The organism is Nostoc sp. (assembly GCF_036917675.1).
In the GTDB taxonomy this organism is placed as follows: Bacteria; Cyanobacteriota; Cyanobacteriia; order Cyanobacteriales; family Nostocaceae; genus Nostoc.
In genome coordinates this window covers 202,840-227,007 of the sequence record NZ_JBALCT010000051.1, presented here as the reverse complement: position 1 = coordinate 227,007, position 24,168 = coordinate 202,840, and the positions used below count along the sequence as shown (strand labels likewise).

20 protein-coding genes, 1 tRNA gene and 1 pseudogene are annotated in these 24,168 nt (G+C 39.5%); 10 read left to right on the top strand and 12 right to left on the bottom strand.

The features are described 5' to 3' along the window. Positions 1-84: 84 nt before the first annotated feature. Entirely contained in the window at positions 85-264 is a 180-nt protein-coding gene (locus V7K31_RS19070) for a hypothetical protein (protein WP_335096077.1), read from the top strand. 41 nt (positions 265-305) lie between these two features. Here the strand turns inward: V7K31_RS19070 and V7K31_RS19065 are convergent, their stop codons facing one another. Next, the gene (locus V7K31_RS19065; protein WP_335096075.1) at positions 306-1,598 is read right to left on the bottom strand and encodes a dicarboxylate/amino acid:cation symporter; all 1,293 of its coding nucleotides are present in this window, start codon (positions 1,596-1,598) and stop codon (positions 306-308) included. 222 nt (positions 1,599-1,820) lie between these two features. Between V7K31_RS19065 and V7K31_RS19060 the strand changes: the two genes are divergently transcribed. The 3 genes and pseudogenes from V7K31_RS19060 (at position 1,821) to V7K31_RS19050 (ending at position 6,139) form a co-directional block, all read left to right on the top strand. Continuing rightward, the gene (locus V7K31_RS19060) at positions 1,821-4,451 is read left to right on the top strand and encodes a DNA polymerase III subunit alpha (protein ID WP_335096074.1); all 2,631 of its coding nucleotides are present in this window, start codon (positions 1,821-1,823) and stop codon (positions 4,449-4,451) included. A gap of 126 nt (positions 4,452-4,577) precedes the next feature. Next, positions 4,578-4,749: pseudogene (locus V7K31_RS19055) on the top strand (LD-carboxypeptidase); the annotation flags it as partial. Between the two features lie 124 nt (positions 4,750-4,873). Further along, positions 4,874-6,139 (top strand): acetate kinase, encoded by a 1,266-nt coding sequence (locus tag V7K31_RS19050; protein WP_335096072.1) that lies wholly within the window; start codon positions 4,874-4,876, stop codon positions 6,137-6,139. A gap of 171 nt (positions 6,140-6,310) precedes the next feature. On the opposite strand, the gene V7K31_RS19045 is transcribed toward V7K31_RS19050, so the two are convergent. From V7K31_RS19045 to V7K31_RS19035, 3 genes are all read right to left on the bottom strand, one after another. Then, a complete protein-coding gene (locus tag V7K31_RS19045) occupies positions 6,311-7,282 on the bottom strand; it encodes a hypothetical protein (protein ID WP_335096071.1) in 972 nt (323 codons plus the stop codon). Further along, complete coding sequence (locus V7K31_RS19040; protein WP_335096068.1) at positions 7,279-8,106, bottom strand: hypothetical protein; 828 nt, start codon at positions 8,104-8,106, stop codon at positions 7,279-7,281. Before V7K31_RS19040 ends, V7K31_RS19045 begins: the two co-directional genes overlap by 4 nt. Before the next feature lie 102 nt (positions 8,107-8,208). After that, entirely contained in the window at positions 8,209-8,712 is a 504-nt protein-coding gene (locus V7K31_RS19035; RefSeq protein WP_335096067.1) for a hypothetical protein, read from the bottom strand. A 531-nt stretch (positions 8,713-9,243) separates the two neighbouring features. Here V7K31_RS19035 and V7K31_RS19030 point away from each other — a divergent pair. From V7K31_RS19030 to ftsH3, 4 genes are all read left to right on the top strand, one after another. Then, the gene (locus V7K31_RS19030; protein ID WP_335096064.1) at positions 9,244-10,032 is read left to right on the top strand and encodes a hypothetical protein; all 789 of its coding nucleotides are present in this window, start codon (positions 9,244-9,246) and stop codon (positions 10,030-10,032) included. 250 nt (positions 10,033-10,282) lie between these two features. Continuing rightward, positions 10,283-10,702 (top strand): GNAT family N-acetyltransferase, encoded by a 420-nt coding sequence (locus tag V7K31_RS19025; protein WP_335096062.1) that lies wholly within the window; start codon positions 10,283-10,285, stop codon positions 10,700-10,702. Between the two features lie 17 nt (positions 10,703-10,719). Then, the gene (locus V7K31_RS19020) at positions 10,720-11,514 is read left to right on the top strand and encodes an aminotransferase class IV (protein WP_335096060.1); all 795 of its coding nucleotides are present in this window, start codon (positions 10,720-10,722) and stop codon (positions 11,512-11,514) included. 138 nt (positions 11,515-11,652) lie between these two features. Beyond that, positions 11,653-13,494: an ATP-dependent zinc metalloprotease FtsH3 gene (ftsH3, locus tag V7K31_RS19015; protein WP_334826665.1), complete on the top strand. Its 1,842-nt coding sequence runs from the start codon at positions 11,653-11,655 to the stop codon at positions 13,492-13,494. Positions 13,495-14,093: 599 nt separating this feature from the next. On the opposite strand, the gene V7K31_RS19010 is transcribed toward ftsH3, so the two are convergent. From V7K31_RS19010 to V7K31_RS18995, 4 genes are all read right to left on the bottom strand, one after another. After that, on the bottom strand, positions 14,094-14,312 hold the full coding sequence (locus V7K31_RS19010) for a hypothetical protein (RefSeq protein WP_190729975.1): 219 nt from the start codon (positions 14,310-14,312) through the stop codon (positions 14,094-14,096). A gap of 401 nt (positions 14,313-14,713) precedes the next feature. Then, the gene (locus tag V7K31_RS19005) at positions 14,714-15,889 is read right to left on the bottom strand and encodes a low temperature requirement protein A (RefSeq protein WP_335096059.1); all 1,176 of its coding nucleotides are present in this window, start codon (positions 15,887-15,889) and stop codon (positions 14,714-14,716) included. A gap of 384 nt (positions 15,890-16,273) precedes the next feature. Next, positions 16,274-16,345 (bottom strand) — tRNA-Gly (locus tag V7K31_RS19000). A gap of 108 nt (positions 16,346-16,453) precedes the next feature. Further along, positions 16,454-17,065, bottom strand: coding sequence for a sporulation/spore germination protein (locus tag V7K31_RS18995; protein WP_335096057.1), 612 nt, complete (start codon positions 17,063-17,065; stop codon positions 16,454-16,456). 906 nt (positions 17,066-17,971) lie between these two features. On the opposite strand from V7K31_RS18995, the gene V7K31_RS18990 reads away from it, so the two are divergent. Further along, positions 17,972-18,319, top strand: a complete 348-nt coding sequence (locus V7K31_RS18990) for a hypothetical protein (RefSeq protein ID WP_335096056.1) — start codon at positions 17,972-17,974, stop codon at positions 18,317-18,319. A 180-nt stretch (positions 18,320-18,499) separates the two neighbouring features. Here V7K31_RS18990 and egtD read toward each other — a convergent pair whose 3' ends face one another. Continuing rightward, positions 18,500-19,534 carry an L-histidine N(alpha)-methyltransferase gene (gene egtD / locus V7K31_RS18985; protein ID WP_335096055.1) on the bottom strand — a complete coding sequence of 345 codons (1,035 nt, stop codon included), beginning with the start codon at positions 19,532-19,534 and terminating at the stop codon, positions 18,500-18,502. Between the two features lie 193 nt (positions 19,535-19,727). Then, a complete protein-coding gene (gene egtC / locus V7K31_RS18980; RefSeq protein WP_335096054.1) occupies positions 19,728-20,516 on the bottom strand; it encodes an ergothioneine biosynthesis protein EgtC in 789 nt (262 codons plus the stop codon). Position 20,517: 1 nt separating this feature from the next. On the opposite strand from egtC, the gene V7K31_RS18975 reads away from it, so the two are divergent. Then, a complete protein-coding gene (locus V7K31_RS18975) occupies positions 20,518-21,279 on the top strand; it encodes a nucleotidyltransferase domain-containing protein (RefSeq protein ID WP_335096052.1) in 762 nt (253 codons plus the stop codon). An 82-nt stretch (positions 21,280-21,361) separates the two neighbouring features. On the opposite strand, the gene V7K31_RS18970 is transcribed toward V7K31_RS18975, so the two are convergent. Both V7K31_RS18970 and phnD read right to left on the bottom strand, forming a co-directional pair. After that, positions 21,362-23,167 (bottom strand): sensor histidine kinase, encoded by a 1,806-nt coding sequence (locus V7K31_RS18970; RefSeq protein WP_335096051.1) that lies wholly within the window; start codon positions 23,165-23,167, stop codon positions 21,362-21,364. A gap of 74 nt (positions 23,168-23,241) precedes the next feature. Then, positions 23,242-24,132, bottom strand: coding sequence for a phosphate/phosphite/phosphonate ABC transporter substrate-binding protein (phnD, locus tag V7K31_RS18965; protein ID WP_335096048.1), 891 nt, complete (start codon positions 24,130-24,132; stop codon positions 23,242-23,244). Positions 24,133-24,168: the final 36 nt, after the last annotated feature.

The window sequence follows — 24,168 nt, the reverse complement described above, 5'->3', positions numbered from 1 at the left end:
TTTAACTAGAAAAACAGTATCAGGCAGTTCCTAGACAAAATGTTAAGTATTGTCACTAAACGTTTATAATATTTTGTTGTTCTTATGGCTCCAAAACACACCAAGATTAAATTTCCCCTTTGGCAATATCTGAACCAGCCCTTATTTAGTCACGATCCTAAATTGGTATTGAATCCCCATCGCTTTGCATTGCTCTGGCGTCTTCGACTTCTAGAACGCTGCTGGACTAAAGAATGTGATGCCAAAGGGCCTCAACAGCATTAGATTATCTCAAAAGCTGCTGCACTCAACTAAAAGCTGGCAAACTAAGCCTCGTCTACAGAACGGGGCTTTTTGCCGTCAAGTAAAGCACTAACAGTCATATCTCCCATGACATTAATCGCAGTGCGGCAGCGATCTAGAAACCAGTCTACAGTAACTAGCAAAGCGATGTACTGGGTAGGTAAGCCTACAGAAGTGAACACCAGTGTCATCGTTACCAATCCAGCATTGGGAATATTGGCCGCACCTACAGATGCAAAAATCGAGGTAAGGATGACAATTAACTGCTGTCCCAGATTCAGATGTTGTCCAATTAGTTGGGAAATAAACAACGCAGACATTGCTTCATAAAGGGCAGTACCATCATTATTGAAATTTGCCCCGACTAATGCCCCCAAGGCAGCAGAAGATTCCCTTAAACCGACTTTTGTTTGCAAAACCTCAAAGGTTACGGGCATTGCCGCCGCAGAGGAAGAAGTTGAGAAAGCTGTCAAAAAGGCATCAGAACCGCCAGCGAGGAATTTTAGCGGGTGTACCCAAGAACCAAATTTTACTCTAATTAGGTAGTAGCACGCTTGCAATACCAGTGCTAACAGTACCGCCAGGATAAATGCACCCAAAGATTTAAAGGGTGTAAATCCTTGCATAGCAACGGTTTTGGCAACAATCCCAAAGACGGCGAAAGGCACTAAGGCAATTACCCAGTTGAGGACACCGACTACCGCTTCAAATAAAATCCCGATCACATCCTCTATCGACTGGTATCCGTTCTTATCTTGGGCAATTTGTTCAGATTTTAATCCCCGCAGGATAATCCCAAAACTCAGGGCAATCACAATTAGTTGGATGACATTATTATCAACTAATGGCTTGAGGACAGATTCCGGTACAGCATCTTTGAGTATTCCCCAAGGGTCAAGGTTCTGAGGAGTTATTTGTGTATTTGTTGAGGTGGCTACATTGCCCCAAGTCCCAGGATGCAGAACATTCGCTACCAAAAGTCCCACCAAAATAGCTACGGTAGTGTTAGTTAAAAGTAGCACTGCCAACCGCCGTCCGGCTGTACCAGGGATGTTGGTAGTCATCAAGGTATGCAGCACCGCTACCAGAATCAGGGGCGTAGCCAAGGCACGGAGAGCCTTTAACACCAATTCAGCCGGAATTGCCAAATTGTTGATTAAGACGGCATTGCTGGGATTGGGATTCCCCGCACCAAGGGCAATTCCGACGCTAACTGCGGCTACTAAGGCGATGACAATTTGTAAAGTCAGAGGGATACGCTGCCACCAAGGGCTAGCTTTGGTTTTAGGCGAAGTATTGCTCTCTGTTTGACTCATTGGCTAGATACTGGTTAAGTGCTGTAACTATTAAAACTTCACTTTCGGAAGTGAAAATTTCGGAAACAAGTTAATCTAAGATCCCATTGCTTTCTAAAATCCGGCTCGAAAGGGTATGCGACTGGGTAGACCCCTAGAGTTCAGTTGATTAGCATTGAAACTGTATCTGATCAGTAGCTCTAATGCTTGCGATCGCTCTATTTTTTAATTTTTAATTAGCTTATGTCCTTTGTACCTTTACATATTCACAGTGACTATAGTCTACTCGATGGGGCAAGTCAGCTACCAGAGTTGGTGGATCAAGCGATCGCACTGGGGATGAAAGCGATCGCTCTTACTGATCATGGTGTCATGTATGGCGCTATTGAACTGATCAAAATCTGCCGTAGTCAAAATATTAAGCCGATTATCGGCAATGAAATGTATGTAATTAACGGCGATATTGGCAAACAAGAACGCCGCCCCAAATATCATCAAGTTGTTTTAGCTAAAAATACTAAAGGTTACAAAAATTTAGTCAAATTAACCACAATTTCTCACCTTAAAGGTGTTCAAGGTCAAGGAATTTTTTCTCGTCCTTGTATTAATAAAGATTTACTAAAAGAATATCATGAAGGCTTGATTGTTACTAGTGCTTGTTTGGGTGGAGAAGTTCCTCAAGCGATTCTCAGTGGTAGACCAGATGCAGCCCGGAAAGTTGCTCAGTGGTATAAAGATGTATTTGGTGATGATTATTATCTAGAAATTCAAGATCACGGCTCCCAAGAAGACCGAATTGTTAATGTTGAAATTATCAAAATTGCGCGGGAGCTAGGGATTAAATTTGTTGCTACCAATGATTCGCATTTTATTTCTTGTTTTGACGTTGAAGCCCACGATGCTTTGCTATGTATTCAGACTCACAAGCTAATTATTGAAGATAAGCGGATGCGTTATAGCGGCACAGAGTATCTCAAATCTGGTGAGGAGATGCAGCAGCTATTTCGTGACCATTTGCCGGATGATGTGATTATCGAAGCGATCGCTACCACTGAAGAAGTCGCTGATAAAGTTGAGCCTTACCATATTATGGGTGAGCCTCAGATTCCTACACCCCCAATTCCCTCTGGTCATACTGCTGATACTTACGCCGAAGATGTTGCATGGAATGGACTTTTAGAAAGGTTAAACCGTAAATCTCGCCAGGAAGTCGATTCCGTCTATAAAGAAAGATTGGAATACGAACTGAAAATGATTCAGCAGATGGGTTTTTCCAAATACTTTTTAGTTGTCTGGGACTACATCAAATTTGCTAGAGATAATAATATCCCTGTGGGTCCCGGTCGGGGTTCGGCGGCTGGTTCATTAGTTGCCTATGCGATGCGAATTACTAATATTGACCCTGTGCATCATGGGTTACTATTTGAGCGTTTTTTGAACCCAGAACGCAAATCTATGCCTGATATTGATACGGATTTCTGTATTGAACAACGGGATAAAGTTATTGAATATGTAACTGATAAATATGGTGCAGATAGAGTTGCCCAAATTATTACTTTTAACCGCCTAACTTCTAAAGCAGTTTTGAAAGATGTCGCCAGAGTATTGAATATTCCCTACGGGGAAGCTGACAAAATGGCGAAATTAATTCCTGTGGTGCGGGGGAAACCAACAAAACTCAAGGTGATGATTTCTAAGGAAACCCCAGAACCACAGTTTAAAGAGAAATATGATAAAGAACCCCATGTTCGCCATTGGCTTGATATGGCGATGCGAATTGAAGGAACTAACAAAACCTTTGGTGTTCATGCAGCAGGTGTGGTAATTTCTGCCGATCCCCTTGATGAAATTGTGCCACTACAGAAGAATAATGACGGTTCTGTAATTACCCAGTATTTCATGGAAGACCTGGAATCAATGGGTTTGTTGAAAATGGATTTTCTGGGTTTACGGAACCTGACGCTGATTCAAAAAACCGTTGATTTAATTCAAGAAACTAAAGGATATCGTATTGACCCCGATGAAATTCCTCGCCAGGAGAGAAAAGCCCAGAAGATATTAGCTAAAGGTGAACATAGTACTCTCCCAAAAGATGTCCAAAAAACTTATGACCTATTAGAAGCAGGTGAGTTAGAAGGGATATTCCAATTAGAATCTTCTGGAATGCGTCAGATAGTGCGAGATTTGAAGCCTTCTAATATAGAAGATATTTCTTCAATTTTGGCACTTTATCGACCTGGGCCATTAGATGCGGGACTAATTCCGAAGTTTATTAACCGCAAACATGGTCGAGAAAACATTGATTATCAACACACCATTCTGGAACCAATATTAGACGAAACCTATGGAATTATGGTCTATCAAGAGCAAATCATGAAAATTGCTCAGGATATGGCTGGATATACATTAGGACAAGCTGACTTGCTGCGTCGGGCGATGGGTAAAAAGAAAGTTTCTGAGATGCAAAAGCAGCGAGAAAAATTCGTGGATGGCGCAGCAAAAAATGGTGTTCAGAAAAAAGTTGCGGATGAATTATTTGAGCAAATGTTAAAGTTTGCTGAATATTGTTTAACCTATGAAACGGAAATATTGACAGTAGAATATGGATTACTGCCGATTGGGGAAATTGTAGAAAAACGCATTGAATGTACTGTATATAGCGTTGATAATAATGGAAATATTTACATGCAACCTGTGGCACAGTGGCACGATCGCGGACAACAAGAGGTGTTTGAGTATTGTTTGGAAGATGGTTCATTGATTCGGGCAACAAAAGATCATAAATTTATGACTGTTGATGGTCAAATGTTGCCAATTGATGAAATATTTGAACGGGAATTGGATTTAATGCGGGTTGAGGGTTTACCGGAATAAGAAAAAAAAAGTAGGGGGAGAATAACTAATAATAAATGACAGGAGCGATCGCTTTGAAAAATGATTCAACAAAATTTTATGGGAGTTATGGGTTATGGTCTTTATTCTTAACTCCTAACTTTTTTCATGCCATCCAAAATCTTACCATCGCCCCTGAAACCCGGTGACTTACTACGAGTAATTGCCCCTAGTGGTACTTGGCGAGAATTTGAGGCATTTGGGTGGAAAAATTTGGCGATCGCGTGGTTATCGATTAGGAAACTATCCCCAGATAGATGACAAAGAGATTTCTCTTGCGTGAAAAGATAAAACCTGCCGTCACCAACTAGCAGCAATGAGCCTGCATATTATCCCTATAGGCTAGAAGCATGAGGCTACACTTAGTGACATGATCAAACCAGGTGATGTTTTTATGTTGTCCTATGAAGATATTGGTGCTGAATGCCGGATCGAGTACCCAAAAAAGTTGTCTGTATGAGATTGCAGATGAGGCTCTACCCACCCAAGCAGCCCAACCCCTTTGGGAAGGCAAAATCAACTGGACTCAAGATCGGAGTGTGGCAGAAATTGAGGTAAAAACCACTACGGGTGCAACGCTAAAAAAATCAATCTCTGGTGATTCCCCAGAGGCACACCTCACCTATATGCTGCATACACTTACTTATGATGCTACCAAGGTAATTGATCAGTTGTCAGAAATCGATGTGGTGGGGCATCGAATAGTACATGGTGGACAGGATTATCGAAATAGTGTGGTAATTACTGAGGATGTCAAAAAGGCGATCGCACGTCTATCTAACCTCGCTCCAGCCCATAATCCAGTCGCTTTAGAAGGTATAGAAGCAATTGAAAAAATCTTAAAAGATGTCACCCAAATAGCAGTATTTGATACCGGATTTCATGCCACTCTACCCGATGCAGCAGCAATTTATCCCGGACCCTATGAGTGGGTAGAGCAAGGTATCCGTCGCTATGGGTTTCATGGTATAAGTCACCAATACTGTTCTCAACGTGCTGCTCAAATTCTCGGTCGAGATGTCCCACCTGAGCGGTTAATTAACTGTCATTTGGGCAATGGTTGCTCTTTGGCGGCGATTAAAAATGGCCGCAGTATTGATACCACAATGGGATTTACGCCCGTAGAAGGATTGATGATGGGTAGTCGTTCTGGTTCAGTTGATCCGGGGATTCTGATTTATTTGTTGCGATACTGCAATTACTCCGTCGAAAAGTTGGATGAGATATTAAATAAAGCTTCTGGCTTAAAGGGAATTTCGGGTGTATCTAGCGATATGCGTGAGGTGAGAGAAGCGATTGCTCAAGGTAATTCCCGCGCTCAATTGGCCTGGGATATCTACGTACATCGCTTGCGTTCTGCGATCGGTGCAATGCTTACCAGTTTGGGCGGATTAGATGCTTTGGTATTCACAGCAGGCGTGGGTGAACACTCTCCAGAAATTCGCCAAGCTACCTGTGAAGCCTTTGGATTTATCGGACTGAAAATAGACCTTGAGAAAAATCAGCAGCAGCCTGTAGATAAGGATATTGCTACACCCGATTCAACAGTACGGGTATTAGTTATTCATACTCAAGAAGATTGGGCGATCGCTCAACAATGTTGGCAGTTATTAAAAAATAGTTTTGAAGAAGAATTCAGGAGTCAGAATTCAGGAGTCAGAATCAATTAATTTGGAGATTCAGACCCGCGACTTTCTTCTTGACCAGCAAGTTTTCTTGTTTTGTGGAAGTCTTAAACCCTGTTATTCAGACGCTCGCGGACTCGCTTTTCGCGTCGCTATCCGCCAGTCATACAGAATTCATTCTGAATTCTGACTCCTGAATTCTGTTTCGATAAATACTCATAACGACAGGAACCTACGTATAATAAGTCTCCAAACTCGCGGACTGATAAAACTTAAAATGCACTCTACAAGTTGTGGAGCGATAACCGACAAAAGCGGTAATAATAAGGCATAAACATTACTAAAGCCACTAGTAGCACCAACAACAACGCTAGGGATGAGACAAATCAGCGTCCATATCAACCTATTTATAAATTTAGAGTTGATGGAAGTACCTCTTTGAAGTTGATTAACAAGTACATAGCGGGTAGTAGCAAATAATATAGTTAACCCGATCCAAGCAAATATTGATATCATTACATTTGCTAGATAGAGATTGTAAACTACAAAACCAGCAGGAAAGAGAGAAGCTATCTCCCAAACTAGCAGATTTAGATTAGTCCGAAGATAGTTTAATATTTGTTCAATAAGCCAATAATGCAGATAAGTAATATTTAAACACTCAGGATTTTGGATAAAATCACTCCTAATTTTGTGAATTATATCGCCATAAAATAAGATATTACTTTGCAAAACAATATCTTGTTCTTTCCAAAAATATAAAGCTGATGTATCTTCTCTATAATAAAAATTAAAAGTAAGTCCATGCTGTAACGTCGATTTATTTTGTAATGATTTACTCCACAATAATTTAATAAAACTTACTATAAAAGTATTCTCAAAAGGTTTCAATTTTTTTTTATTAATTACTAATTTATTGTATTGCACAGGATTATTACTAAAGCAAATATTATCGCTAAAGCAGTTGTAGTACCAAAGATAAGCTAGTAATTTTGGCGGAATATAGAGAGAGCAGCCTATTTTTCGGGCTTGCTCAATTTGTTTTAAAACTGCCATATTTAGATAAAAAGTATACTGTCCTGGCTCAACCTTAATTTCAAGTTCAATAGGAGTGCTTTGAGGGATTTGCACAAAGAAAGAGAGTTGAACATCAGCTTGATAATCTGTATGTGTTTGATAAGGGTTCATTGTCGGGATAATTTAGCGAAACTTTGTACAATACTAATTAGAAAATCTAGTGTTCCACGCCACTGTTTTTCTCCAGCAACTATCCCTTCATTGTGTATTTTTATGATTAAATCTCTATCACCTTCAGGTAATTCAAATAGGTTTTTATGGTAACGGCTGATAATATCTCCATCTAACTGCATAACAGTTTGAGCATAAATAACATCAATATCTACGCTTTTAATGTCACCACTATCAAGTGCAGCTTTAAGTTCAGACATTTTTCGCAGAGTACGAATAAATTTACTATTATTCAAAAGGGTTTCAATCTCTTCCCACCTTTGGCGCAAATTTTTTTGATTATCTTGTTCATTTACAAGAGGAGCAGGAGCAGGCAATATTGGTTGAGCTAGCTTTATGTATACCTGATCAGTTTGAACAATATTTGCTTGATGTTCCACTTTATATTTAAGACGCTCCTGATATTGTATTATTCTGGGGTCTGGCTCACTAGTATCACTACTTTGTTCAAGGAGAATGTAAAAATATTCTCTTTCAAGCTGTGAAAATAGACTTGTATAACGCTTGCGTAGCTCTTGAGCTTGAGTTTTTTCTGGTTCTGCTAAATTGTCAGGATTTGGAATTCCTTTGCTATCAAAGTAGTCTTTGTCATTTATTGAATAAATCTGTTCATATCCTTGCCAAGCATTAAACTTTGCGCCAGTAATTTGCTCCACAACCATCGTATTCACTTCTAAAGCTGTAATATCATCGACTAATCCATGTACAGATGAGACTAGTTTCTGTAGCAAATCTGTGGCTTGTTCTTGAATTTTGTTAGACATAGTAATAATTTACTTAATTTGTCTAAAGCAAATTAACCTATAGATTTGGCCAGGTTCCTATGCTCTAGGTATTTTAGTGTGACTATTAAAAAATAACGACTACTATGGACGGGATGGCGATTGTTGTAAAGTTTTGCGAGATTTCACAATTTCTATAAAAAATCCATACAACTTCTGCAAAGTTTCTAGATTTTTTTGCATAATCTCCCGACTTTCTTTGACTTGACTTAAATGAAAGTCACGAAGTTCTGTATATGCTCCACTCCCAACAAATTGACTACCAACTTCATTGTTTATATCACCATCAATTAGATTTATTGTGGTATACATTCGATTACCTGGTTTAGCAATTTGTTGCCCTTGTAGTTCTTCAAACTGAGTAGATGAGTCTGGAACCCAAGTGGTAATTTCTAACTCGACAACTTCAACTATTGCTGTTTTAATAGCATCAATAACGTCATCAATATTGAATCCTTCCCCCTTAGTATTCATCTGATTAACTTTTCTTTTAAACTCACTACTTGGCTTACCAATTTGACTATTATTTTCTCCATTTTGGCTAGGTTGACCATTACTTTTTGTGTTTTCAGCAGTAGGATTTACCATGACATTTTATTTTAGAGGTTAAAGACTTCACTATAGACACAACTTTAGGTTATGTCAAAACTTTCAAGGCTTTTACTTAATAAAAGTAACTAAAGTAAAAAAACTTAATAATTTAAGAAGCTTTTTATAAATAAAAGTAAAAGTCGTGGTCGTGATTTCTCAAAGCTAAATTTATTTTAAACAAAGGATAATACCCCATTATAGATATTGGAGCCACTGCGGGTAAGTCCAGCACTACGCTAGGAGTTCTCCCCGTTGTCCTAAGTGGTGTAATTCTGAAAGAATTATTTAATTAGCTTTTGGGCGCTTCGTTCTCATAGGTATAAATTAGCTACTACTTGTACAAAAAAAAACATTTAGAATAAAGAGAGTATATAAGTATAACTTAAGACTAGTAATTTAAATAAATTTATTTTAGTTTACCTATTTTCTATTTGACCTAGCAAAGCTTAAACGCGCAAGTGCTGGCCGACTTTTCCTATATCACTATGTATACAATGATATGACTATGCGGATAAAAATCAGAAAAATATGTTGTTGTTATCGCGTAATGCTTTTGCTACACCTTTAGTAGCTTGTCTATGTATTTTAGGAGTTGGCTTAATTCAATTCCCCCAATTGCAAAAACTAATAAATAGCAAACAATCTGCCTCTTTAGAAACTCTCCAGAAAGAAATAAAATCTGAAAAGCTCCGTCTTAATTTTCTCCAAAAAATGCCTAGTTTTGGTTATGATAACTTCATTGCAGATTTAGTATATCTCGATTTTTTACAATATTTTGGAGATGATGAGGTTCGGGATAAAACAGGTTATAGTTTAAGTCCAGAATATTTTGAAGTAATTATAAAACGTGACCCGCGATTTTTAGCAGTGTATCGGAGTCTTTCTATCAGTACTTCATTGTATGCTGCCATGCCAGAACGCGCGATCGCATTGTCAGAAAAAGGCTTAAAATCACTATCTCCCTCAGTTCCCGAAAAGTCTTATTACGTATGGCGTTATAAAGGAGTTGATGAGTTATTATTTTTAGGCAATGCTAAAGCTGCCCAACAATCTTTTGCAACGGCGGCAAACTGGGCTAGTAACTTTTCAGATGCAGAGAGTCAGGTTATAGCTAATACTTCCCAAAGAACTGCTGAATTTTTGAGTCGAAATCCTAACAGTAAATATGCTCAAATTTCTACCTGGGCAATGGTTTTAAATAATCAAGTTGATCAGAGAACTCAAAAACGTGCAATTAGGGAAATTGAAGCTTTAGGAGGAAAAGTAATTACAACTCCTGAAGGGACTAATAAAATTCTATTTCCGCCAAAGGATTAAATGATATTCATATAACGGTTCCCAGGTGTATGAAGTACATATCAAAACCTCACCCCCAACCTCTCTACTTAGGAAAGAGAGGGGAGATAAAGCACAACTTTATTGGGGTGAGGTATAGCTTAACCTCACTCTTATTAGAAAACGCTATAGCATTTTACTACAACAAAAAGAAAGTTTTGTGAACTTGCGATCCTCTCGATAGCTTTGGAAAGTAAGATGAACACAAGCAACATCATTAGGAGCAATAGTGATGTCAATACAATTGGCAGAATCTGACTTTCAAATATTAAGGTGTTTTCCTGTTATCTCCCAGTTGGGTCGTCACCTTGAGCAGGCTAAGTTTGTAGAACAAGTTCGATATCAAATGAAAGAAGGATATAAACTTGCGTTCATGGAAGTAGAGCAGCAAGCTGTGGCAGTGGCTGGATTTCGCATTTCTATGTGTTTAGCATCAGGAAAGTTTTTATATATTGATGACTTAGTTGTTGATGAATTGAAGCGGTCACAAGGTTATGGTCAACAGTTATTTCAGTGGCTAATTGAATATGCAAAAAATCATCAGTGTGAACACCTGAGTCTAGATTCTGGTGTTCAGCGATTTGCCGCTCACAGGTTTTATCTCATGCAGCGTATGAGCATTACAAGTCATCACTTTTCAATGGAGTTGTAGCAACAAGCAATTTGGTTGTGACAAATAATATTTTTTGGTATGACGGCAAATTAATTCACTCTCAAACCCTAGAGTTAGACATTAACGATCCAGGGTTACTTTATGGGGCAACTGTTTTTACAACATTGCGGGTTTATCAGAACTCCCTAGATAGTAGTTTAACCAATTGGCTCTCACACTGCGATCGCTTACTTTTTTCAATACAAACTTTTGGTTGGCAGCAACCCGATTGGAACCGTCTGCGTCAAGGCGCCCAAATTATCCTCGCACACTTCCCCGTTCTCAGAATTACCCTTTTTCCCGATGGACGCGAGTGGATAACTGGCAGATTCTTACCACAAAATTTGACAGAAAAACAAAATCATGGTAGTTTGTGTGCCGTTGCTAGTCCTGAATTTTATCGCTCTCTCCCCTCTCATAAAACCGGAAACTATTTAAGTGCTTGGTTGGCAAAAACTAGCTTAGATGCTGAAGAAGTAATATTAGTCGATGCCCAAGGAAATTGGCTAGAAACCAGCACAGGCAACCTTTGGGGATGGTGCGATCGCAGTTGGTGGACGCCACCAAAAAATGCCGGAATTTTGCCGGGAATTTTGCGATCGCAACTTGTAAACTGGTTACAAAACCACCAGCAGGCAGTGCGGGAAGAAACTTGGAGCGTCGAATTAGTCCAGAGATTTGAAGCGATCGCCTACACTAATAGTGTGGTAGAAATTATTCCGATTCATACCGTTCATCAGCCTACAGGGTCGCTACAATATAATCCCTACCATCCTAGTTTTCAGCAAATCAGGGAGCTTTTTGCACCATGAAAGCTACGCCACTTTGTTACACTTAAGATAAGTTAACATAATTCTTAATAATGACCTTTCCGAGCAGAGACGGTAAGCGATGGCGCAAAGCGCCCGCTCAACAGCTAACGCGCGAAAAATACAGGAGGATAGACCTTAGTGAATAAAAAATGGAGAAATGCAGGGCTGTACGCGCTGCTGTTTATTGTCGTCATTGCGCTGGGAACAGCATTTTTTGACAAACAACCCCAAAGCAGAGAGACATGGCGATACAGTCGCTTTATTCAGGAAGTTCAACAAGGCAGAGTAGAAAAAGTCAGTTTGAGTGCAGATCGCTCTACAGCACTAGTTACACCCAAATATGACCCAAATAAACGGATTGTTACCTTAGTCAACGATCCAGACCTGATCAATACTCTGTCTTCAAAAGGCGTTGATATTTCTGTTTTGCCCCAAACCGACGAAGGATTTTGGTTTAAGGCACTAAGCAGCTTATTTTTCCCTGTATTGCTTTTGGTTGGCTTATTCTTCTTGCTACGTCGCGCTCAAAGTGGCCCAGGTAGCCAAGCAATGAACTTTGGCAAATCCAAAGCCAGAGTGCAAATGGAACCACAAACTCAGGTGACATTTGGCGATGTCGCTGGTATTGACCAAGCCAAGTTGGAATTAAACGAAGTCGTAGACTTTCTGAAAAACGCCGATCGCTTTACCGCCGTTGGTGCAAAAATTCCTAAAGGTGTACTCTTAGTTGGCCCTCCTGGTACAGGTAAAACCCTCCTCGCTCGTGCCGTAGCTGGTGAAGCAGGTGTACCCTTCTTCTCGATATCTGGTTCGGAATTTGTGGAAATGTTCGTAGGTGTGGGTGCATCCCGCGTCCGCGATTTATTTGAACAAGCTAAGACCAACGCGCCTTGTATCGTCTTCATCGATGAAATTGACGCGGTAGGTCGTCAACGGGGTGCAGGTTTAGGCGGTGGTAACGATGAGCGGGAACAAACCCTCAACCAGTTGCTCACCGAAATGGACGGCTTTGAAGGCAACACTGGCATCATCATTATTGCCGCTACTAACCGTCCTGATGTCCTTGATGCAGCGCTGTTGCGTCCTGGTCGCTTTGACCGTCAAGTTGTGGTAGATCGTCCTGATTATGCCGGACGTAGCGAAATCCTCAAAGTACACGCCCGTGGCAAAACCTTGGCCAAAGATGTGGACTTGGATAAAATCGCCCGTCGTACCCCTGGATTTACTGGCGCAGATTTATCCAACCTGTTAAATGAAGCCGCAATTCTGGCAGCACGCCGGAATTTGACTGAAATTTCGATGGATGAAATCAACGACGCGATCGATCGCGTATTAGCTGGGCCAGAGAAGAAAGACCGAGTAATGAGTGAAAAGCGCAAAACCTTGGTGGCATATCACGAAGCTGGTCACGCCTTGGTTGGTGCTTTGATGCCAGACTATGATCCTGTGCAGAAGATTAGCATCATTCCTCGCGGTCGCGCAGGTGGTTTAACTTGGTTTACCCCCAGCGAAGACCGGATGGACACTGGTTTGTACAGCCGCGCTTATCTCGAAAATCAGATGGCAGTGGCTTTGGGCGGTCGCATCTCTGAAGAATTAATCTTTGGTGAAGAAGAAGTGACCACTGGTGCTTCCAACGACTTACAACAAGTAGCCCGTGTTGCCCGTCAGATGATCACCAGATTTGGGATGAGCGATCGCTTAGGCCCAGTTGCCCTTGGTCGTCAGCAAGGTAATATGTTCCTGGGACGGGATATTATGTCAGAGCGCGATTTTTCTGAAGAAACCGCCGCCGCCATTGATGAAGAAGTCCGCAAACTTGTAGATGTAGCCTATACACGCGCTAAAGAAGTGTTGGTGCGTAACCGCCACATTTTAGATCAAATAGCGCAAATGTTGGTTGATAAAGAAACGGTAGACGCCGAAGAGTTGCAAGAAATTCTCTCGAATAACGATGTGACAACCGCCGCCTTTGCCTAATTAATCAGTAGTTAGGAGTTAGGAGTTAAAAACAATTCCCAACTTCTAACTTTTAAAAATTGGGGTAATTCTGGGATTTTCCAGAGTTACCCCAATTTTTTTTAATTCCTTGTCAAAAGCCCGGCCATGATGACCGGGCTTTTAATCCGAAATGGGGTTATATTCCCCGAAGGTTCGTTATAGAGTTTCAGTATAAATCGGTAGTCTGATAGATACTACCACCTGAGCATAATCAATTCCGGAAAATTAGAAAAATTTTTGTAGTCACAGTCAATAACGAGTATCAATCACTGTCAGTAAATCCTGTTTGGCTACCAGAGGTAGGTTTGGGAATTGGCATAGAACGACGTTTACTAACGCTGGAAGAACATGCCAAAATGCTGGCACAAAGGTAGGTAGCGCAAACTCGGTATAGATCCTGATTCTCTCCCCTGAAAACTAGAAATCAGGGTAATTGGGAGATTTTACGAATTACCCTGATTGTGATCAATGCAAAGGAATCTATGCATTCTGTGGCGCACCCCTTATGGCGATCAAATAGATAACTTTCTAAATCTTTATCAGACTAGCGTGACTTGATACTCAACCAGTGGCCAATCTTAAACTCTAGATGTCGGTTTCAAAAATAGCCACGCCACAAAAAACGTAGCCGCCGTAAATAGTTGCGTTAAATCCAAAGCCGAGAGATAGCCATCCGCAAATGAAGCAATACTGCGATCGGTAATGCCAAATACCCAGGATGACAGCCCAAACAGCCAAATCCCATTCTTGAGATTTCCGACGAATTCCTTAGAGTCTGATGGTTCTTGGTCTTTCATAATCTTCTGTTCCGTTGGTGAAGAATTTGGTGATTGATGCGAAATACCTGCCATTAGGAATTTTTTCGGACTCCTGACGCTGAATTTACACTTGCTATTAATTATATTAATAAATATTTCACCTACTTGACTTCATCGACCAAAGGTACATCTCCTAATCTTGACATTCCTCCCTTGGTTCTGTCACCTCTGATAGACGGCAAGGCGTTGAGTTATCTGCATTACAGCGTCGAGTTTGAATGCTGAGATTACATCATCTTTAAATAACTATATAAATATTTATTTATTTAAATAAAAAATACTCCATAGGATAGATGTATTTTAAAAAATGATTTAGATTTAAATTACCTGGATACGTCGCAGTGGCGCACAGATGTGCGCCACTGCGCTATGAGCTAGATTTATGGGTCAACTAAGCGGGTAGTGGGACGACTCTGATACAAATCTTGAACTACTTGCCCAGCAGAAACTACAGCTACAAGAGCAATGACTGTAACAGGTAACAAATTTTTGCCTAAGATGGCGATCGCTAGCAGCACAAATGCACCCCCAAGTCGATACTGGGAACGGATTTTGCAATAACGGATCACCCCAAATCTGTGGAGAATGCTGACAGCTAGAGAGCATAATCCTACTGAACCACAGATGAGCCATCGCTGGGAATCGGGTAGTGCTAAAGTTGGCTTACTCAACAAAATTTGTTCTACACCAACTCCAGCAGCAGTAATTCCAATTACTAGCGGTAAATGGGTGTAGAGCCAGAGATTGACAACACCAACTTTTCCATGTGTTCGCGCTATCTGAATGGGTGTGCCACCCAGATTATCAAAATAGACCCACCACCAGCTAAAAGCGATAATTAGACCAAACACGCCAGAAATTACAGTTAAAGTATCCCATTTCTGCTCAGAAACACCATTGACCACCGCAATCACTGCTTCGCCCAAAACAATAATGGTAAATAGCCCGAAACGTTCCGGTAAGTGTGAGGCGTGGGGGAGTAACCTGATCTGAAACTTATGTCCTATTAAGGGTGTGGCAAAGTCAATAATGATTCCCAGTGTCCAAAATCCGAAGCGCCAAGGAATGGGTATAGATGCTGATATTAACCAAAGGAAGGCTGCGATCGCAAAACCAATAGCATAGCGAGTGGTCAAAGGACGCGCTGAAGGGATATGTCTTCCAGCCCGGACGTACTCTATTACAAGCACAATCCGACCGAGAGCATAGAAAATGGCAAAACCAGGGGAACTCTCACCCAGACCGTGGTGGATATTAATAGCCATTGCTGCTGCTGTCAGCATTTGTATACCAATCAGCAGTCGATGTCCAACATCATCGCTGTCAAAGCGGTTGGCGTAGAATGTAGTACCAATCCATGACCACCAAACTGGTATAAATAGGACTACAAACCCAAACAATCCTGATAGAGAGATATCCTCGTTGAGATTGTGGGCGAGTTGAGAAATTGCAACTACAAAAACCAAATCATAAAAAAGTTCTAGCCAAGTGGCGTGTCGTTCTTCTTCAGTGTCTTCACCAATGCGTAACCTTGGCGGTTGGAGAAAATTTGCCATAGTGCTAATTGCGAATCGCTAATTGTTTTTTACCATTAGCTGCCATCAATTGGCGAGTACCTAGATGCTTGTGCGTAAATTGTTAAAAAACTGCTGATAATACTATTAAATTGGGAGTCGTTAATCCTGTCGACCTCGAAAAAGCGATTGCAATTGCCTCGACAAAGTATGGTCTTGAATTTAAACTCCCTGCTGCTGAAAATTCCCATCCCAATAGAAATATCAGTCTATTGAACATCGGCGCTTGATCGGCAACCTGTAGTATATGGAGTGTAGTAAGGATGCCCGCAGACTCTAGACCCCTAGTGAAGTCTGGCTCAACAAACTTGTGAGCAACTATACCAACGGCAGCAATCACATAGCTAGCTTAGGTTCTGATTTGAAAGCGGGCGATGGGACTCGAACCCACGACGATCACCTTGGGAAAGTGAGATTCTACCACTGAATTACACCCGCGAATTGCTGCTATAAAGTTATGGCTAAAATGAAGAATACCACTATATAAACTAGAATATACACAGTTTTCACAACTGCTGATGCATGAATCCTGTCGCTGTTCAGATTCTAAAGAACAATATCCTCACCTCGCTCGGTGAAGCGAACCTCTTTAATATTCCATTGGGTATTACTCGTTAGAGTTTTACGGAGACTACCAAATAGAGCAAACTGTTCACAACTAGAAAGAGAAGCTATTTGCCGCTTTGACTCAGGAGATATTCGCAAATCAACTGTAGCAATGCCATTTTTTATATTGACACGATACCCAGACAAGCTAAAGTCGCTTGTATCTCGTTTTTCTAAAATTTTACTCACTACATTTGTCACTGGTTCCTCGGCTGGTACTGAAACCTTTTCTGGAATCAGTTCTTGACATTGGGTATCACTCGTATATAGATTAACACTGGTAGTTTTGCTAGTGGCAGCTTTAGAAGTTGATGAGGAAGGCGTATTTTCCTTAGGAGATTCTTGATTAGGAGATTTTTCTCTCAACTGAGCGACGCTAGAAATTTGGCTGGGAGTCTGAGACGATGACGATGGGCTATTCGTCAGTGTTGTAGTGGGGGATGGCGTTCCATTGTCAATATTACGAGCGGTGGGGTTAGAACTACAACTGCTGATGCTAACAATCATTGTCAGAAAAATAAGGCGTAAAAAATATCTCTGGGTTGTATTCATAATTTTGCTGATAAGTGATGTTGCTGCTATCAACTTCAGTGCCTCTGGTATCAATTCCGCATAGATTTGTGAATCTTCAGCCAGTCTATAAACTGTCAACCCGGTATCTGTAAAAGTCCAGGGTTATACTAATAAACTGAAATATACAACATCTGCGGTTTAAGGAGCGATGTCTGACGACAAGCCGCTCCGCATCTACGCCAACCTCAAAAAAAGTATCTTCTTCTTTAACTAGAAACTCGCCAAGTATAACGGCATCTGTACCAGCTTCAGCTACAAGGGATAAATCAGCAGGTGTATACTGACAACGATAATGTCTAAGCTTTACAGTTGCGATCGCCTAGCCGCCAGTAGTTGCCCAGTTGCTACTGAGCATATAGTCAGATTAGTATCTATTGCTGAACGTATACACGTATTTATTTACAGAAGCTACTTGATCAAACTCAGGCTTTATTAAAATTTCATATACTTTCTGCTTTAGTTAGTTAAATATGCGAATTAAGAGTTGATTTTCTCTAAATCAGCTTTTTAAAAAAGTTCAGTAAGATTCCTCTTTTAGTAATAAGTTAAATCTAACTAAAATATTAATAGTTGTGCTGGCTTAGTTGATCAAAAAACGTCAATTATTCCAGGTGTATGTATTTGCCAACTCTCTAGAACACTGATTCAGTAGTGTTAAAATAACCGCTCTCTTTTTACGAAAGAGAAGTTTACTTTCCCCTTGCTTTGCAGGAAAGGTGATTGAGGAAGGTTCGGCTTTTGTTAGCAAATTAATGAACTAAGCGCTGGTAGTCTATTCATTTGAAAATCGCTGTATTCAGGTTTTATTGAACAACAGCGTGATGATTTATCCTGGAAAATTGCGGTTTTACTTCCACCTAATAACAAACACAACTTCTTTAAGCTTTGAATATTTATCAACCCATTTTACCAATCCCCATGCAACAATATATTTCTCATTTGCTCATACTGGTATTAGCAACAAGTTCGACTCTCATCGTTACTCCATCTCAAGCTGAAACTCCGGTAAAAACCAATAGTCAAAATACTGATAATATTAGTTCCATATCTTCAAATTCACCTTCTGCTATCCAATTGAGTGATTTTGCCAATTCTACTAATAGCAAACCACCTATTCTCGCTGAAGCAGTTAATAACTCTTCTGTTGCTAATGCCAATATAACTGCAACTAAGCCTCAGCCAAGGATTCCTATATTCAGCAGAATTTTTTCCAGAGCTTCGATGCGGCAATAATTAGCCGCTAAACATTTAGTTTACTTGCTTAGGCTAATAGGGAGCAGTCACTCATGGGGGAAACCCCCAAGATCGCGCTGCCTCCCCGTTGTAGCAACTGGCGTAAAGGGCTGTTTTTGTTAGGTCTATATTGGACTCAACTGAGAACCACTATATATGTGAGACATACCCTGATTTGCTTTATGCTTGCAGTTGACAGAGGAGTAAACCAAACCATTGATTTGGATCTGTCCACACATGAAGAGGTAATAAACCCTGTGCGGTGAGTTGCTGCTTGATAGTATTAAGGTCGAATTTGCGAGAGATTTCGGTGAGGATAGTTTCACCTAGTGCAAAATTAACCTTGAGGTTAAGAGCGCGTAATTCTACAATTTGCGATCGCAGACTGCGTAAATGCATTTCTATTTGATGCTCACTTTCATTGTAAAACGCCCAGTGTTCAAACTGGGTGGTGTCGAAATTCCCCTGAAAGCGCTGATTTAAATGCTCCAGCATATTGAGGTTAAATGCTGCCGTCACTCCTTGGCTGTCGTTATAAGCTGGTTCCAAAATCTGTTTCGGCTTTCGTAAATCTATCCCTAACAAGAAATACTCACCTACTTGTAGGGCTTCGGTAATTTGAGAGAAGAACACATCACACTCATCAGGTCTAAGATTACCTAGACTGCTACCAATAAAACAAATCATCCGACTGGGTAATTGCGTCGGTAGGAGTTGTGCAAGGGCTAATTCATAGGTTCCCGCTAGTGCATAAACTTGCAGTAAGGGATAATCTTCTAATAACTGCTTGGCGCTACTTTCCAACATACCTCCAGACACATCAATTGGTAGATAGTGCAAGGGATAGCCTAGATTCTGGTAGGCATCTAATAAAATGCGGGTTTTGCTAGAACTGCCACTACCAAGTTCTACCAATTCACAAGCGCCAGTTATCTTGGCAATTTCACTAGCAAACTGCTGTAAAATCGTTGTTTCTGTGCGTGTGAGGTAATATTCTGGTAAATCACAGATTTGCTCAAACAGATCAGAACCACGGTCATCATAAAAGTAAGAAGGGGGTAGAGATTTAGGTGTTTGAGTTAATCCCTTAACCACATCGCTCCCAGCACTAGGTGCAACTATTTGAGTTGTTACTACCAAACGCTCTATCTGCAAGCGTTTTTCAACGCTGTTTTGAGAAGTAAGATTGCTGGTAACAGCTTTAGATATCGACATGAAACCTCCGTTTGCTTGGCGTAATAGGCTACCTTTGATGGCAGACCTTTATCCCAATCAGTGAAACACATAGCCGTAGCTAATAAAATCATGCTTGAGCTATATTACTCAAGCTTTAGAGCTATTTTTAGCGATTTGCCTATTCAAATGACAGCAAGTAAGCGCTTAAGTACTATTGTTAGCCTCTTTCACACTAGATTTTATCAATTTGGATCTCACAATCTGCTCCCACACTAATGATGCTATTTTCTGGGCAAGCAATCCAATTACCTATAAATAGAGGTTCGGACGCAATAATTACAGATTTTGGAAAAGTCGGATCGTCTCGTATCCAGTAAAGAGATGGAGGCGGTGAAGTGGTAGCAAAACGAGAGGCTATTAAACAATGTCCATCACTAAAAATTACATTGAGTGAGGCTTCTACTTGATAGCGTTTTGCCATCTCTAAAAGCGTTAATAATGTGTTGCGTAAAGCATATTCTGGAGGTCGATGTTTGTTAATTTGACATTGTGAAAGTAACAATGCAAAAATGTGTTCTGAGTCAGTACTGCCATTAATTTTTTCGTAAAAATCTTGGGTTAAAGTGCTGCGGATTTTTCTGTATAATGTTTTCCGAAAATTTTCGATTCGTCCATTGTGAATAAATAGCTTTTGTTGATGATTAAAGGGCTGACAATTAGCAAAATCTAAGGCTTGTCCTGGTATAGCACTGCGGACATAAGCAAGTACACACTTGGATTCAACGTAACGGCTGAGACTGGGTAGGTTTATATCATTCCAAATAGGTAGGATATTTTTGTAGGTAAAAGGTTCGATATCTTTTTGACTATGATACCAACCCACACCAAAACCATCTGCATTTATTACCCCAGAGGTCATTTCGCGGGGTTGATAACTCTGGACTACCAGTGAGTGTTCTGGTTTATACAGAAGATGTTCTAAAGAAACAGGCGAACCGAGGTAAGCAAGTAAACGGCACATTATGAATATTCCACCTTCTATTAACACAATTATTGGGCAACAGCCTTACCCGCTTTTATTCACCATCATCAGTGGTTCCCACTTATATGGTTTTCCGTCACCTGATTCTGATTATGACTTACGTGGTGTGCATATTTTACCAGTTCAAGAAGTGGTGGGATTAGAGACTGGGAATGAAACTATTGAAGTTTCAGAAGTTCGTGAATCTTTAGAAATTGATTTAGTGACTCATGATGTCAAAAAATTCTTTTTGATGCTACTTAAAAAGAATGGTTATGTCTTAGAACAGCTATATTCACCTTTAATATTAACAACTTCACCAGAACATGAGGAATTAAAATTTATTGGCAAAAATTGCATTACCCGTCACCATAGCTACCATTATATTGGTTTTGCTGCAACAGAATGGAAACTTTTTGATAAAGAACATACGCATCGAATCAAACCATTACTTTATGTTTATCGAGTTCTATTGACTGGAATTTATCTAATGGAAACAGGAGTAGTTGAAGCTAATTTAATTAAGCTCAATGAAGTTTTTAATTTACCATATATTCCTGATTTAATCGCCCAAAAATTAGCAGGTAGAGAAAGGTCTATTTTATCAGATATTAATGTAGATTTTCATCAAAGAGAATATGAACGTCTGCGTAATAAGTTGCAGGAGTCCTATGAATCTAGCCCATTACCTGAAATACCTTCGGCGAAGGTAGCTTTAAATAATTTGTTGGTACGTCTGAGAGTCAGGAGCTATGAATTATGAGTTTATAACTACTCGCTCATAAATTTTTTAAAAAACAGAAGTTTGGTAATTTTAAATTCTGCGTTCACTATAAATAGCGGTACTAGTTTGCTTGTGTTTTAATAGGTAAAATGATTGCAAACTCTGTCCATTGTTCAAACTCTGAGATTACTTCTATTTTACCTTTGTGTTTGTCAATTATCTGATAACAAACACTTAAACCTAAACCAGTACCTTTACCCACTGGTTTAGTTGTGAAAAAAGGGTCAAATAGTTTGTTTTTAATCTCTGGTGAAATTCCATGCCCGTTATCTCTGATTCCTATTTTAATATAAATATCATCTATCTTTAATGTATCTATAATAATTTGTTTACTTTTATCTGAATCAGCTTTTTGGTCTAGTATAGCATCGATTGCATTACTTATAATATTCATAAATACCTGGTTGAGTTGTGCTGGATAACACTCAACTAAGGGTAAATCTCCATACTTTTTAATGACTTCAATTTCTGGCTGAAGTCTGTGATTTAAAAGTAACAGTGTATTATCAATTCCTTCATGAATATCTACCTCTTTCATATCAGCTTCATCTAATCGGGAAAAGTTCCGCAAAGATAACACAATCTCCCGGATGCGCTGAGTCCCAGTTTTCATAGAAGAAAGTAAGAGTGGCAAATCTTTATGAATAAAATTTAAATCAATTTCTTCAATTTTTTCTTCAATTAACCAGATGGGATCTGGATATTGTTGCTGATATAAACTCACTAAATTAAGCAAGTCTTGAGTATAGTCACTGGCACATTGAATATTACCATAAATAAAATTAGCAGGATTGTTAATTTCATGAGCTATACCTGCTACCATCTGCCCAAGAGAAGACATTTTTTCGGTTTGAATTAATTGCCCTTGAGCTTCTTTTAAGTCTTGTAGGGTTTTTTGAAGTTCTTGGGTTCGTTCTTCTACTCGTTGCTCTAAACTTTGGTAAGCTAGCTTAAGTTCCTGGGTATAATCTCCTACCCATTCCACTAATTGATTCAGGGAAGTAGCTAATGTCCCTACTTCATCGTTGCTTGTGACATTAGCTCTAAGTTGAAAATTTGACTCTTGCGTGATTTTTCTGGCAACGTTAGTAACTATTTTTAGGGGACGCGCAATTAACCTACTGGTATATACTGCTAGTATAGCTGCGATCGCAGCTGATAACAGCATACTTCCAATAATAACTTGAATTCGCAATTTTTGGGCACTATCAAAACTAGTATTTGCTTGCTTTTGTTGAATTTCGGCATGTCCTATAATCCCAATTAAATCGTCTGAAAGTTTCTCAAACTCAACCGAGATATTAGTTTCTTCCTTAAAAAACACTAATAGTTGTTCCTGATCAGCTTTTCTGGCGTTTGCTGATAATTTATTTTGTTCAATCTGCCGCCAAAACTTTTTTACTATTTGAGTATATATTTCCGTGTTAATTTTATACTTTTTTAATAAATTCAACACATCGATATTATTTATTGTCGAATCATCAGGATGGTTATTTATAAATATTTGTAGTTCAGCTAAACGCTGATTAACTTGACTCATTTCGTCTAAAAATCTGTTTTTTTCAAATTCTAACCAAATAGAATTTTCTAATACAGTAACTAACCTTTGGGGATGTAGCCTCACTCTAGTTATTGTATTTTCTAAATCTTTTAAGAGAAATTTTTGTTGATAAGATAAATTCAACTGTTGCTGGGCAAGGCTTTCATAGCGGTATGCAATCAACAAGCCACTTGTCGTACCGATAAAAGCAATACTAATTGCCAGAGTATAGCCATAACTAATTTTTTTAGCAATGCTCCAGTTATCGCTTAAGTGAGTAAACAAACTAAAAATTCTTTTAAAATAGTTTGTCGGATTAACTATCATTCATTTATCTCTGTGATTAGCTATTAAGCGCTTACTACAAACCTTATTTATTTTAGATTAACTTACTTATGCTACTACAAGAAATCTCCTTGCCCGATTTTTTTATAAACTTCACGAATCATATTATAATCAGCATCATTTACTAGAGCAAATTTGCCTCCTTTATACTTTTGGTTCGCTTTAGCAGTCAGCAAACTTTGAATTAGTTTATCCTGATCCTTAATCATGCGCGATCGCATATCTGCTATAAAGCTAGATGCCAACTGGTTACTAGCAACAAATACATCACCAGGAAGTAATGGACCTTGCAAAATTATAGAGAAATCCTTCTCAAGTAAGCCCTCAGATTCCAGAATGTTTTTGTATCTGTCAGATGCAGTCGCCCAAGCATCTACATCACCTTTTTTTAAGGCTTGTACTCCCTGATCACCCAACATGACAGTTTTGAAGTCAGTTTTTGGATCTAATCCAGCATCTATTAGTAGCTTTGTGGGAGCAAGATGACTAGCAGTTGAGCCAATTTTTCGCATGGCAATTGTTTTGCCTTTCAATTGAGATAATAATTTAATTTTGCTATCTGCACGAACTACAATAATAGAACGGTAGTTCGTGCGCTCAATGGCAATTATCGGAATAGCCTTTGCTCTAGAATTTAAAATCAAGTATTCTGATGGTCCTGCAAAGACAATATCCACCTCTCCCGATAACAGTGCTGGTGCTGCTGCTGTGGGATTTTCTACAGGAAAAAACTCAATTTTTATACCTAATATCTCTTCTAATGTGGTGCGAAAAACGCCATAATCTCGTTGCAAATCTTTAATTCCAGTGACATCTGTAACTGCAAATTTGAGATTTTTCGGTGTATTTATTGCGATCTGATCTGAGCTATTATTAGTAAAATTTGCTCCTGTTGTACAACCAGCAGCAAACAGTAGCGAATACCAAAGAAAGTTGCGCCGTTTCATAGGTCTGAATAATATTACAAATGTAAATTTTTTAGG